This window comes from Actinomadura violacea (genome assembly GCF_017573465.1).
Taxonomy (GTDB): domain Bacteria; phylum Actinomycetota; class Actinomycetes; order Streptosporangiales; family Streptosporangiaceae; genus Spirillospora; species Spirillospora violacea.
Genome location: NZ_JAGEPF010000009.1, coordinates 213112 through 225228, shown reverse-complemented (window position 1 = coordinate 225228; position 12117 = coordinate 213112). Strand labels below are relative to the sequence as shown.

At 72.5% G+C, this 12117-nt stretch carries 8 protein-coding genes and 1 tRNA gene; 8 read left to right on the top strand and 1 reads right to left on the bottom strand.

The window, feature by feature from the left end:
- Positions 1-5 precede the first annotated feature (5 nt).
- The 4 genes from J4709_RS15925 (at position 6) to J4709_RS15910 (ending at position 4613) form a co-directional block, all read left to right on the top strand.
- Positions 6-650, top strand: a complete 645-nt coding sequence (locus tag J4709_RS15925; protein WP_208241380.1) for a TetR/AcrR family transcriptional regulator — start codon at positions 6-8, stop codon at positions 648-650.
- A 45-nt stretch (positions 651-695) separates the two neighbouring features.
- Positions 696-769 (top strand) — tRNA-Met (locus J4709_RS15920).
- A 584-nt stretch (positions 770-1353) separates the two neighbouring features.
- Entirely contained in the window at positions 1354-3318 is a 1965-nt protein-coding gene (locus J4709_RS15915; RefSeq protein ID WP_208241378.1) for a substrate-binding domain-containing protein, read from the top strand.
- Positions 3318-4613: an extracellular solute-binding protein gene (locus tag J4709_RS15910; protein WP_208241375.1), complete on the top strand. Its 1296-nt coding sequence runs from the start codon at positions 3318-3320 to the stop codon at positions 4611-4613. The genes J4709_RS15915 and J4709_RS15910 overlap by 1 nt, the downstream gene beginning before the upstream one ends.
- Here the strand turns inward: J4709_RS15910 and J4709_RS15905 are convergent.
- On the bottom strand, positions 4610-5281 hold the full coding sequence (locus J4709_RS15905) for an alpha/beta fold hydrolase (protein WP_208241364.1): 672 nt from the start codon (positions 5279-5281) through the stop codon (positions 4610-4612). The two genes, J4709_RS15910 and J4709_RS15905, sit on opposite strands and share 4 nt — an antisense overlap.
- Before the next feature lie 65 nt (positions 5282-5346).
- Between J4709_RS15905 and J4709_RS15900 the strand changes: the two genes are divergently transcribed.
- The 4 genes from J4709_RS15900 to J4709_RS15885 all read left to right on the top strand — a co-directional run bounded on the left by J4709_RS15900 (position 5347) and on the right by J4709_RS15885 (position 12116).
- A complete protein-coding gene (locus J4709_RS15900) occupies positions 5347-5724 on the top strand; it encodes a DUF3054 domain-containing protein (RefSeq protein WP_208241362.1) in 378 nt (125 codons plus the stop codon).
- A gap of 130 nt (positions 5725-5854) precedes the next feature.
- Positions 5855-7504 (top strand): AMP-binding protein, encoded by a 1650-nt coding sequence (locus J4709_RS15895; protein WP_208241360.1) that lies wholly within the window; start codon positions 5855-5857, stop codon positions 7502-7504.
- Between the two features lie 113 nt (positions 7505-7617).
- Entirely contained in the window at positions 7618-10653 is a 3036-nt protein-coding gene (locus J4709_RS15890) for an AMP-binding protein (RefSeq protein ID WP_232383535.1), read from the top strand.
- A gap of 104 nt (positions 10654-10757) precedes the next feature.
- Positions 10758-12116 carry a cytochrome P450 gene (locus J4709_RS15885; RefSeq protein WP_208241358.1) on the top strand — a complete coding sequence of 453 codons (1359 nt, stop codon included), beginning with the start codon at positions 10758-10760 and terminating at the stop codon, positions 12114-12116.
- The last annotated feature ends 1 nt before the right edge of the window (position 12117 follow it).

Here is a 12117-nt window from a genome sequence, read left to right as displayed (position 1 = left end):
ACCGCGTGCCGAGAGACGCAAGCGCCACCCGAGACCGCCTCATCCGCGCCGGCGCCCGCCTCTTCGCCGCCGAAGGCATCGACGCCGCCCGCACCCGCGACATCGTCGCCCTCGCCGGCCAGGGCAACGACTCCGCCATCACCTACCACTTCGGCTCCCGCGCCGGCCTCCTCGACGCCATCCTCCGCGCCGGCGTCCAGCGCATGGAACCCGCCCGCGCCGCCACCCTCCCCGCCCTCGACCCCGCCGACCTGCACGCCATCGTCGCCGCCATCGTCGAACCCACCGCCGCCGAACTCCGCACCCCGCACGGCCGCGACTTCCTGCGCATCACCGCCCAGCTCGCCGGCCGCGCCGGCATCCGCGGCCACCGCGTCCCGCCCGTCATCGCCGGCACCGCCCTCACCCGCCAGCTCGACCTCCTCCAGACCGCCTGCCGCGCCCGCCTCCCCGAACCCCGCGCCCTCGAACGCATCGCCGTCGCCATCGCCTTCCTCACCGCCGCCCTCGCCGACCGCACCGGCCGCATCGAACCCGGCCACCCCGACCCCACCCTCCTCGACCACGACGCCTTCGTCACCGACCTCACCGCCATGCTCACCGCCGCCCTGCAAGCCCCCGTCCACACCCCCGCCGCCCCCCGCGCCTAACCGGTTTGCGCAAGCACCCCCAGCCCCATAGAGTTAAGACATCACCGCGGGGTGGAGCAGTTCGGTAGCTCGCTGGGCTCATAACCCAGAGGTCGCAGGTTCAAATCCTGCCCCCGCTACGGGTCCTAGGGTCCTCCTGGTCAGCGCCTTCGGCGCTTTCCCCAGGGGGACCCTTCGCCGTTTATCGGGGGGGCGACCCCCCGAGCCCCCCGGTGTGGGGGCTCCGCCCCCACGCCCCCGGGCTCGGGCTTCGCCCATCGCTTTCGTTCGTGCGGGTTCTTGCTCTGCGCCCTCTTTGGGGCTTCGCCCCTTGTGTTTTGTGCGGGTTCTGCTCTGCGCTCTGTTCTGGGGCTTCGCCCCTTGCCCCCCTTGGGCTTCGCCCGTTGTTTCGTGCGGGTTGGTGCTCTGCGCTCTGTCTTGGGGGCGGGGCTTGCAATTGGTGATTTTCGGGGGACCTGAATTCGGGATATGGGGGGCGGTTGTCGGCGTGGTGATCAACTGTTACTGATACGTTGCGGTCGGTGCGGGGCGGGGTGCCTAGACTGGGGGGTGCACGCGGGGGGATGTGCATTCTTGCTCATCCGATGGGAGTGGGATGTCGGAGGATCCCTCTGGTCGGCGGGATGCGAGGGTCCAGCAATTCACCGCGGTCTGCGGACTTCTGCTGACCCTTCTCACCCTCTATGAGGGGCCGCTTCTGCGAATGCCGTGGTGGGGGCAGGCGCTCGTCATCCTCGGCATCGTGGTGCTGGGCATCGCCATCGTCGCCGTCACCACTTCCGCCGGGGCGGGGCCGGGGATCTGGACGAAGATCAAGGCCGTCGCGGGGCGGGCCGTCGAGGTGGCGCGGTGGGCGCTGGGGCTCCTCCGGCTCGGGATCGCGGGGATCGCGGCCGCCGTCGTCGTTCTGCTGGCGATCATGTTCGTGCCGCCGCTCTGGTCGGTGATCACGTCCGGCGGGGCCTGCGGGGAGCCGATCGACCTGCGGGTCGTCACCGACGCGGAGAACGTCGGGCCGCTCGGGGCGGCGGCGCGCAGGTACATGGCGGACAGGTCCGGCGGCGGCTGCCGGACGGTCACCGTCGACGTCACCGCGGACGCGCCGGCCGAGCAGGCCGAGGCGGGCTTCGCGCACGGATGGACGAGCCCCGGCACCGGCCTGAGCCCCGACGACTGCTCGTCGCGGCCCCCACGGGCGACGCTGCTCGGCGCGCAGCCGGACGTCTGGATACCCGCCAGCTCGATCATCGCGCGGGGCGTGCGGGACTACGTCGAAGGGCTGCGGACGTGCTCGGGGAAGGCGAGCCCCGTGCTGGTGCGGGCCCACCTCGACGTGCAGGGGTCGGTGGCCTCGTCGCCGCTGGTCCTCGGCGTCTTCCCCCGGTCCGACCAGCCGAGCCTGGTGTCCGGGAAGCAGGGGCTGAAGTCGCTGCTGGACGCGTTCTACCAGGACGACCTCGTCCGGTCCCTCGCCCGCCCGTCCCCGGACGCCTCCACCTCCGGGCTGCTCGCGACGCCGCTGCTGTACCAGGTCATGCCGGGATCGGGTGGGGACCCGGCGAAGGTGGAGGAGGCCCTCGCGCAGACCGAGGCGCCCGCGGGCGACGCGGTCTCGATGCTCTGCGAATTGCAGAAGGGCGCTGCGGCTCCGCCCGATCGGATGGCCGTCATCGTGCCGGAGAGCGTCCTTGCCAGGTATGACCACGGCGATGCGCCGGGATGCCCGAGCGGGCGGCCTCCGCAGCAATGGCGGCTCTCCGCCTACTACGCCAATGACCTCCCCGTTCTCGACTTCCCGTTTGTGCACGTCCGCTGGCCTGGCCAGGACGACGGGCGGCGTGATGAGGCCGTGGCGGATTTCCGGAAATGGCTCCAGCGTGACGCGCTCACGCGGGACGGGCTGCGCACCCCGTCGGGACGGCTGACGGCCGACGACCACGCGGTCGGGGGACTGCGGAACGGGGACCACTCCGTTCCCGACCTCGTGCCGCCCCGTCCGCTGGCGGGCGGCGCGAACTGCGCCGGGCCGATGGAAGAGCTGTTCCATTGCTTCCAGAACGCCCGGCCGCCGCTTCCGCTGAGCGTGATGCTCGACGTCTCCGGCTCGATGGCGAATCCCTCGGGGCCGCAGAGCGAACCGCGCCTCGGGTTCGCGCAGGAAATGGCGCTGCGCATCATGGGCGGCATCCGGCCGAGCGCCCCGACGTCGCTGTTCCAGTTCTCGCGCCCGCCCAGGTCGAAACCCGACTACCGGATGGCGAACGGCGGGCTGGTCGCCGCCTCGGGCGGCGAGTCGGACCGGCTCGACGTGGAGACCGCCGTCCAGAAGGCCACCACGACGGGCTGGGACCTGGCGCTCACGTCGGCCATCGCCCAGGCGGCTCCGCACCTGCCGCTCGGCAAGCAGACGCTGGTGCTGGTGACCGACGGGCAGGCCGCGTCCACCAACTCCGGCGCCGGCGGCCAGGCCGCGGCGCTCGCCCGGCAGATCAAGAAGGACTATCCCGAACTGACCCTGCTGATCGCGCTCACCCCGCAGTCGGACTGCCGCGCCGAACCCGTCGCCTCGATCGCCGCGGCGTTCGGCCCGGACACCTGCAAGTCCGCGGACACCGTCGATGAGATCACGAGCCTGGTGGCGGCCCAGATCTACCGGAGCGCCGGGTGATGGGCGCGCGGCGGAGGCGCGTCGTCGCGTCGGTCGTGGCGTTCGCGGTGACGCTGGTGCTGCTGCAGGGCATCCGGTGGTCGCTGTCCTATCACCCGCTGTTCCACGGCTGCGGCGAGCACCGGGGTCTGACGATCGCCGCGGACGTCGACGTCAGCCCGGACTTCCGGCGGCGTGCCCTCGTCGAGGACTGGAACCAGCATCATCCCCGTGACCCGGCGACGCTGATCGAGGTGGCGCGGTCCACGGACACCACGCGCAGCCAGCTCGCGTCCACGCTGGAGTCGGGGAGCTGCGCTTACGACGTACTGCTCGTCGACGTGGCGTGGCTGCCGGAGTACGCGCATCGTGGCTTCCTCGCGCCGGTCAAGGGCGACTGGATGGAGGACCGGTCCGACTTCCTGCGACCCACGCTGGACACGGGCAAGTGGAAGGGCACGCAGTACGCGGTGCCGTGGTTCACCGACGCCGGGCTGCTGTACGTGCGGAAGGGCACGAAGGCCCCGGAGTCGTTCGACGCGCTGCTCAAGGCCGGATATGCGACGCAGCTGGCGGACTACGAGGGGCTCACCGCGAACGCGCTGGAGGTCATCTGGAACGCCTCGCAGAAGGTGGTGCTCAGCGGCGACCACGTCGACAAGGTGGACGAGGGGACGGCGCAGGTCGTTCTCAACGGCCTCGACCACCTCGTGGGCGGCGGGTCCGCCCTGGCGGCGTCCCGGGACTCCATGGAGGACGGCTCCCTGAAGGCGTTCGCGTCGGGGCAGCCGCTCATGCGCAACTGGCCGTACGCGTTCAGGACGCTCACCGCCGACCCGCGCATCCGCAACGGCTTCGACGTCCGGCCCCTGCCGTATCCGGGCATCGCGGTGCTCGGCGGCTGGGACCTCGCGGTGTCGGCGCGGTCCAAGCACCAGGCCGAGGCGGGGCTACTGGTCAAAACCCTGACCGGCAGGGAAGCGCAGGGCACCCTCTTTGCGTGCGGCGGGTTCACGCCGACGCGGAACTCCACGTTGAGGGACACGGACAAGTGCAAGGATCCCAAGTTCCGCGACGACGAGCTGCCTTCGCCTGAGCGGTTCAAGGAGTTCGCCAACACGCTGCGGACCGCGCTGTTCCAGGCGCAGCCGCGTCCGATCACGCCGTACTACGCGCAGTTCAGCGAGACCTTCCGCGGGTGCGTCGAGGACGTGCTCGATGCCGGGAACCACGTGCCCGGGGCGCGGCGGCCGGACGCCGCGACGCTTGCGAAGGTGCTCACCGCGGCGTTGAAGGGCAAGCACAGCAGCTGCTAGTGCGCGTTGTTGATGATCTCCGCCAGGCGGGTCGGGTGGGAGAGGAACGCGGAGTGGCTGGAAGGCAGTTCGTGTGCGTGGGTGGCGCGGGTGCTCAGGGTTCGCTGGACGCCCACGGCGGTCGCGCGGTCCTGCGTGCAGACCACGTAGGTGGAGGGGATCGTTTTCCAGGCGACGGCATTGGGTGACTGCTGGGCGAAGGGCGGGGCCATGGGGCGGAGATGGCTTGCGGCCTCGCTGGGGTTCGGGCAGTCGTGGAAGAGGACGTGCTCGGCGCGGTCGGGCTTGAAGGCGAGCAGGCCGTCCTCGGTGAAGTCGCAGTCGACCTGGGGGTTGACGTTGGGTTCGGCGCCGGCCTGGGCGCCGAAGCCCATGAGGGTCTCGCCCTCGTCGGCGTTGTAGGCGGCGACATAGACGAGGTGCCGGACGGCGGGGTGGCCGGCGGCCGCCTCGGTCGCCGGGATGCCGCCGTAGGAGTGGGCGACAAGGGTGACGTCGGTGTGGGCGTCCAGCACCTGTTTGATCGCCTGGGCGTCGTCGTGGGCGTCTCCGCGGGCGGGGCCGCAGCTGGGCAGGTCGACGGTGACGGCCGGGGCGTTCAGGAGGGGCGTCACCTCCCGCCAGTACCAGGGGCTGTGCCAGGCTCCGTGCACCAGGACGTACGTCATGCCTGTCCTCTCGTGGGCGACGGGGTCATCGTAGGGCGGTCCGGCAGCGGACATAACCTGGTGGCATGAGGAATCTGGTGGCGGGTGTGCTCGATGTCTGCTGCGTGCTCGTGTTCGTGGCGATCGGGCGCAGCTCGCATGACGAGGCGGGGAGCGTGACCGGGTTCCTCACGACCGCGTGGCCGTTCCTGGCGGGCACCGGGGCCGGCTGGGTCGCGCTGCGGGCGTGGCGGCGGCGGGCCGATGCGGTGGTGCCGGTGGGGATCGGGGTCTGGCTGTCGACGGTCGCCGTCGGCATGGTGCTGCGGGTCGTCTCCGGGCAGGGGATCGCGTTCACGTTCGTGCTGGTCGCGCTCGTGTTCCTGGGGTTGGTGCTGCTCGGGTGGCGGGGCGTCGCGCGGGGTGCGGTGGCGATCCGGGGTGACAAACCCGAGCGTGTCTGAGTTGTCGGATGTCTCCAAATGACCGGGCGGTCTGTTTGCCGGTCGGGCCGGTTGACGCCGGACGCGCGGTGCTGGTGAAGTTACCCGCGAGTCACGTGGGTGACCGAGCAAGCATGTCGAAGGGGACACGATGGCATCTGCGCTGCGGGACTGGCTGGACAAGCCGAACACCGGACGCGGCGTCCACCTGGCGGCCGACGACGGCGGGTGGGAGTTCCGCGGGTACGGTGAGCTGGCCTCCGCCGCGCGCCGCACGGCCGGTGCGCTGATCGAGGAGGGCGTCCGCCCGGGCGACGTCGTCTGCCTCGTCCTGCCCACGGACTTCACTTGCATCGAGACCTACTTCGCCGTCTGGGCCGCCGGCGCCACCGTCTGCCTGATCACGCCGCCGCTGTTCCAGGACGGGGACGACTACGTCGCGCACGTCGCGGCGATCCTTTCGCAGGCCGAGCCGGTGCTCGTCGTCGCGTCCGAGGACCTGTCGGACTATGCCGGACGGGCGATGGCGCAGGCCGGCCTGCAGGGCGAGCCGTGGCTGCCGCGGCAGGCCGCCACGGAGGCCCCGGTGCAGCCCGCCGGCGAGCTGGCGCTGCTGCAGTTCACCTCCGGGTCCAGCGGCGCGCCGCGCGGAGTCATGGTCACCTGGGACAACCTCGAGGCCAACTGCGAGCTGATCGCCCGGTCGGCGGGGTTCGAGGAGGGCGACGTCGTCGCGTCCTGGCTGCCGCTGTACCACGACATGGGGCTGATCGGCTGCTTCATCACCCCGATCGCCCGGCAGGGCGCGCTGCGGCTGATGCGGCCCGACCACTTCATCCGCGACCCGGCACGCTGGATCCGGTGCTTCGCCGACGCGCAGCACACGGCCGCGCCCCCGTTCGCGTACGCGTACTGCGCGCGGCGGGTGAAGCCGGAGCAGCTGGTGGGCCTCGACCTGTCCGGCTGGAAGATGGCGCTGATCGGCGCGGAGCCGATCGACCCGCACTCGCTGGAGGTGTTCGCGGAACTGCTGGAGCCGTTCGGGTTCTCGCGGACGGCGTTCCGCCCGGCGTACGGGATGGCGGAGACGACGCTGCTCGTCACCATGGACAAGGAGCTGCGCGACCCGGTGGCCGTGCGGCCCGACCCGGAGTCGCTGTCGTTCGGCAAGCCGGTGCGGATTCTGGAGCAGCATTCGCTGGGCGCGCAGTCGCTCGGCGCGAAGGCCGGCTGGATCGTCGGCTGCGGGACGCCCGAGGAGGACGTGCCGGTCCGGATCGTCGACGACGGCGGCCGGGAGGTGCCCGAGGGCGTGCTCGGCGAGATCGTCGTCGGCGGCGCGTCGGCGTGCCCCGGGTACTACGCGGGCGCGGAGGCCAAGTCGACGCGGTTCATCGACGGCGAGGTCCACACCGGCGACGCGGGCTTCTTCCACGAGGGCCAGCTGTTCGTGCTGGGCCGGATGGGCGACAGCATCAAGGTGCGCGGCCGGTCCGTCTACGTGGAGGACCTGGAGTCCAAGATCGCCGAGGTGAGCGGGCTCGGCAAGGGCCGCATCGTGGTCGTCGGCGTGCCGGGCGCCGGGCAGAAGGGCCTCGCGCTGTTCGCCGAGACCCTCGACGACGCGTGGGTGCCCGAGGTGCGCGAGACGCTGCGCCGGCGGGTCGGCGAGGACGTCGAGGTGACGATCGTGGTCGGCACCGGGCTGATCCAGCGCACGTCCAGCGGCAAGCCCCGCCGCCGGTACATGTGGGAGCGGCTGAAGGACGGCAAGATGGACGGCGCCCGCGTCGTGGACTGAGCCCGTGCGGGCGGGCGGGGAGCCCCGTTGTGAGGTGAGCCTCTGTACGGGGCGTCCAATTGCTAAAGCCGGTGATAACGGACAACATGGGTTGACGCTCTGAGAGGTCGACGATGCCGTCTGTTGCCACGACGCTTTTTCGCCTGGGTTCCCGCCTGGGTTCCACCGCCCAGAACGCCCTTGAGGTCGCCCGTTTCGGCGGCCTCGACACCGAGGAGGACGCCTCCCCGTTCGAGGTGGCGGCCGAGCAGCGCGTGTACCGGCTCCGGCACTACTTCCCGGAGTCGGCGGGCGGGCCGGTGATGCTGCTCGTCCCGCCGCTGATGATCACCTCGGAGGTGTACGACATCTCCTCGCGGGTCAGCGCGGTGGGGGTGCTGCGGGACCTCGGCGTGGACCCGTGGGTGGTCGACTTCGGCGCGCCCGAGCGCGAACCCGGCGGGCTGGAGCGGACCGTCACCGACCACGTCGTGGCGGTCAGCGACGCGGTCGACCGGGTCCGCGCGGCCACCGGGCGGGACGTGCACCTCGCCGGGTACTCGCAGGGCGGCATGTTCGTCTACCAGGCGGCGGCGTACCGGCGCAGCGAGGGCGTCGCGTCGATCGTGACGTTCGGCAGCCCGTCCGACACCAGCGTCGGGCTGCCGTTCGGGCTGCCGAGCTGGATCGCGACGGAGGGCGCCGAGCGGATCCCGGACTGGATGCTCGGCGGGTTCGCTGTGCCCGGCTGGGTGACGCGGCTGGGGTTCCAGCTGCTCAGCCCGGTGAAGTCGGTGCGGTCGCGGGCCGAGTTCATCATGCAGCTGCACGACCGGGAGCGGCTCGCGCCGCGCGAGCGGCAGCGCCGGTTCCTGGAGCGGGAGGGCTGGGTGTCGTGGCCCGGCCCGGCGCTCGCGGAGTTCATCCGGCAGTTCATCCAGCACAACCGGATGCTCACGGGCGGGTTCGTCATCGGCGACCGGCTGGTCACGCTGGCCGACATCACCTGCCCGGTGCTGACGTTCGTCGGCGAGGTGGACGAGATCGCGGCGCCGCCGATGGTGCGCGGGATCCGGCGGGCCGCGCCGCGCGCCCAGGTGTACGAGGCGTGCCTGCGGGCCGGGCACTTCGGGCTCGTGGTGGGGAGCATGGCGATCTCGCGGACGTGGCCGTCGGTCGCGGCGTGGGTGCGCTGGCGCGAGGGCGACGGGGAGCTGCCCGAGATCGTCGCGCCGGTGACCGGCGACGACGAGGTGCCGCCGGCGTCCCTGCCCGGCGGGCCCGCGGGCTACGGGCTCCAGCTGGCGATGGGCATCGGGACGAGCGCGGCGCGCTCGGCGCTGCGGACGGCGGCGCGGGCCGTCCAGGGGACGCGGCAGCTGGGCGGGGAGGCCGCGCAGAACCTGCCGCGGCTGGCCCGGCTGGAACGCATCCACTCCAACACGCGGATGTCGATGGGCCTGCTCCTGGACGAGCAGGCCCGGCACATGCCCGACGAGGTGTTCTTCCTCTACCAGGGGCGTGCGCACACCCACGACGCGGCGAAGCGGCGCATCGACGCGGTCGTGCGCGGGCTGATCCACATCGGCGTCCGGCACGGGGACGCGGTGGGCGTGCTGATGGGGACGCGGCCGACGGCGCTGGCGCTGGTCGCGGCGCTGAGCCGGCTCGGCGCCGTCGCGGTGCTGCTGCGCCCGGACGGCGACCCGGCGGCGGAGGCCCGGCTCGGCGGCGTCACCCGGGTGATCGCCGACCCCGAGCACGCGGCGCGGGCCGCCCGGCTGGACGGGATCGACGGCTACCTGCTCGGCGGCGCGGGACGCGGCGACCGGCAGCAGGGTGGGCGGCAGCAGGGTGGGCGGCAGCAGGATGGGCGGCAGCAGGATGGGCGGCAGGGCGCGCGCGGGCCGCTGACCGACATGGAGCTGATCGACCCCGACACGGTGGAGCTGCCGCGCTGGTACCGGCCGAACCCCGGACGGGCCGGCGACCTCGCGTTCGTGATCTTCAGCGGGGACGGCGAGCACCTGCGCGCGAACCGGATCACCAACCGGCGCTGGGCGCTGTCGGCGTTCGGCACGGCCTCGTCCGCCGCGCTGTCCCCGGCCGACACCGTCTACAGCATCACGCCGCTGCAGCACCCGTCCGCGCTGCTGATGAGCCTCGGCGGCGCCGTCGCGGGCGGCGCGCGGCTCGCGCTCGCCAGCGGCTACGACCCCGAGACGTTCTGGGACGAGGCGCGCCGCTACGGCGTGACCGTCGCGTCCTACACCTGGACGCTGCTGCGCGACCTGGTGAACGCGCCGCCCGACCCGGCCGAGCGGCACCACGCGGTGCGGCTGTTCATCGGGTCGGGGATGCCGCGCAACCTGTGGCGGCGGGTCGAGGACCGGTTCGCGCCCGCGCGCGTGCTGGAGTTCTACGCCTCGACCGAGGGTGCGGCGGTCCTGGTCAACCTGAGCGGCAAGAAGCCCGGCTCGCTGGGGCGCCCGCTGCCCGGCAGCGCCGAGGTCCGGCTGGTCCGCTACGACCTGGAGAGCGGCGGCCTCGTGCAGGGCCCGGACGGCCTCGGGGTCGAGTGCGAGCCCGGCGAGATCGGCATGCTGCTCGCGCGGGTCCGGCCGTCGGCGCTCGGGTCGGCGGCGCGGCCGGTGCGCGGGGTGTTCCGTCCAGAGGACGCGTGGACGATCACCGGCGACCTGTTCCGGCGCGACGCCGACGGCGACTTCTGGCTGGTCGGGCGGGACGCGGAGCTGATCCGCACGGCGGAGGGGATCGTCCCGCCGGGGCCGATCCGGGACGCGCTCGGCGACCTGCCGTACATCGACACCGTCGCGGTCTACGGCGTCCCGGTCGGCGACACCGAGCTGGCGGCGGCGGCCGTGAGCCTGCGGGGCGTGGCCGAGCTGAAGCCGGTGGACCTGTCGGAGGCGCTGCTGCGGGTCGAGCCGGGGCTGCGGCCGTCGATCGTCCGGGTGGTGGACGAGGTGCCCGTCACGGCGGGGCGGCGGCTGCGGACGGCGCCGCTGCGCGCGGAGGGCGTCCCGCCGGCGGCGGGCGGGCGGACGTACTACCGGGACCGGGTGGGCGCGTACCGGCCGCTGACGGAGGCGGCGCGGCGGCGGCTGCTGCGCGCGCCCGCGGCCGGCGGCGTAACTCACCTGCCGTAAGCCTGGACTTACGGGCGCCCGTTGCGTTACAACAAAGCGACAGAAACTGCGCTTTTGTTGCACGCCGCCCGGAACCGGTCCGGGCGGCGGCGTCCGGAGGGTTCATGACGAGCGTGCTCGCGCCGCCGCCGGAGGGCAGCGGACTCAAGGCGGTCCCCGGCGTCCCCGGGATCCCGTACGTCGGCAACACCCTCAGCGTGATGCGCGACCCGATCGGGATGGCCCGCCGCCGCTACGAGGAGTACGGCCCCATCGCCTGGGGCTGGCTGCTCGGCATGCGGACCTGCACCGTCCAGGGCCCGGAGGCCGCCGAGGCCGTCCTGGTCAACCGGGACAAGGCGTTCGCCAACGGGCCCGCCTGGAGCTACTTCATCGGGCCGTTCTTCCGCCGCGGCATCATGCTCCTGGACTTCGAGGAGCACCTGCACCACCGCCGCATCATGCAGCAGGCCTTCACCCGGCCCCGGCTGCAGGCGTACATGGAGGCGATGGCGCCCGGCATCGTCCGGGGCGTCGAGGCGTGGGACCCGCGGTCCGGCTTCAAGGTCTACGACCACGTCAAGCAGCTCACCCTCGACCTCGCCACGGACGTCTTCATGGGCGTCGGGCTGGACCGCGCCGAGGCCGACCGGGTCAACGGCGCGTTCATCGACGCCGTCCGCGCCGGCACCGCCTACGTCCGGTTCAACGTCCGCGGCCTGCGCTGGAACAAGGGCCTGCGGGCGCGCAGGGAGCTGGAGGCGTTCTTCTACCACCACCTCCCCGACAAGCGCCGGAACGGCGGCGACGACCTGTTCGCGGCCCTGTGCGAGGCGGAGACCGACGACGGGCAGCGCTTCACCGACGAGGACGTCGTCAACCACATGATCTTCGCGCTGATGGCGGCGCACGACACCACCACCATCACGCTCACCACGATGGCGTACTACCTCGCCAAGTACCCCGAATGGCAGGAGCGGCTCCGCGACGAGACGTTCGCGCTGGCGGAGCGGCTCGGCCGGCCGTCGCTGGAGTACGCCGACCTGGACGAGCTGACCGGCATCGACATGGTGATGAAGGAGTCGCTGCGGATGGTGCCGCCCGTCCCCGCGCTGCCGCGCCGGGTCGTCAAGGACACCTCGATCCTCGGCTACCACATCCCCGCCGGCACGACCGTCGTCGTCCCGATGCTCAGCAACCACCACATGGCCGACTGGTGGAAGGACCCCGACACGTTCGACCCGGAGCGGTTCTCGCCCGAGCGCCGCGAGGACAAGGTGCACAAGTACGCGTGGTCCCCGTTCGGCGGCGGCGCGCACAAGTGCATCGGCATGTACTTCGCGGGGATGCAGGTGAAGACGATCCTGCACCAGGTGCTGCAGCGGTACCGGTGGAGCGTGCCCGCACGGTACGAATGGCCGCTGGACACCACGTCCCTGCCGTCCCCTAAGGACGGCCTGCCCGTCCGCATCGACCGCCTCTAGG

Coding starts and splice junctions, on each gene's coding strand:
- J4709_RS15915 (WP_208241378.1), top strand. CDS start 1,354: ATGCCGTGGTGGGGGCAGGCGCTCGTCATCCTCGGCATCGTGGTGCTG.
- J4709_RS15910 (WP_208241375.1), top strand. CDS start 3,318: ATGGGCGCGCGGCGGAGGCGCGTCGTCGCGTCGGTCGTGGCGTTCGCG.
- J4709_RS15905 (WP_208241364.1), bottom strand. CDS start 5,281: ATGACGTACGTCCTGGTGCACGGAGCCTGGCACAGCCCCTGGTACTGG.
- J4709_RS15900 (WP_208241362.1), top strand. CDS start 5,347: ATGAGGAATCTGGTGGCGGGTGTGCTCGATGTCTGCTGCGTGCTCGTG.
- J4709_RS15895 (WP_208241360.1), top strand. CDS start 5,855: ATGGCATCTGCGCTGCGGGACTGGCTGGACAAGCCGAACACCGGACGC.
- J4709_RS15890 (WP_232383535.1), top strand. CDS start 7,618: ATGCCGTCTGTTGCCACGACGCTTTTTCGCCTGGGTTCCCGCCTGGGT.
- J4709_RS15885 (WP_208241358.1), top strand. CDS start 10,758: ATGACGAGCGTGCTCGCGCCGCCGCCGGAGGGCAGCGGACTCAAGGCG.